1 protein-coding gene is annotated in these 419 nt (G+C 53.9%); it reads right to left on the bottom strand.

The genetic code is table 11. The features are described from left to right. The coding region (locus tag AC1RPR_RS08370; RefSeq protein ID WP_481763495.1) for a hypothetical protein at nucleotides 1–351 on the bottom strand (351 nt) is incomplete at its 3' end. Nucleotides 352–419 lie beyond the last annotated feature (68 nt).

Consider the following 419-nt stretch of genomic DNA (forward strand, 5'->3'; position numbering starts at 1 on the left):
ATCACCACGCGTGATAAGAGCCTTGGGAGTGCCACGATCGTACAGTCCTTGGAGGCTCGTGCCATCCAACTTCCACATGCCGAAGTGGGGTCCCTTGCTACGCTTCGCAAACGACGGTACGTCGTCAGGATACGCTTTTTCCAGACTCGGCATAGGCCAACACAGAGCCACCTCTTCCTTCTTGTCAGAGATACGCACACCCGTCTTGTCCAATTCTTCCCATTCTGGGCTGCGTTTCCGGATCGTATCTTCCAGACGGTCGAACGCTGCATCCGACATGATCTCGGACTTGCCGTTGTAGTATGCGTCCTTGGCCCGAAGATACAGGGCCTTCATCTCACTGAGCTTCACACCGCATCCTCTTCGTCGTAGTACAGAGCTTCATTCACGATGTTCGTCACTTCCTCACGTTCGTTGTT

The sequence above is a fragment of the Dellaglioa sp. CoH-57-MRSF-22 genome (assembly GCF_056781895.1).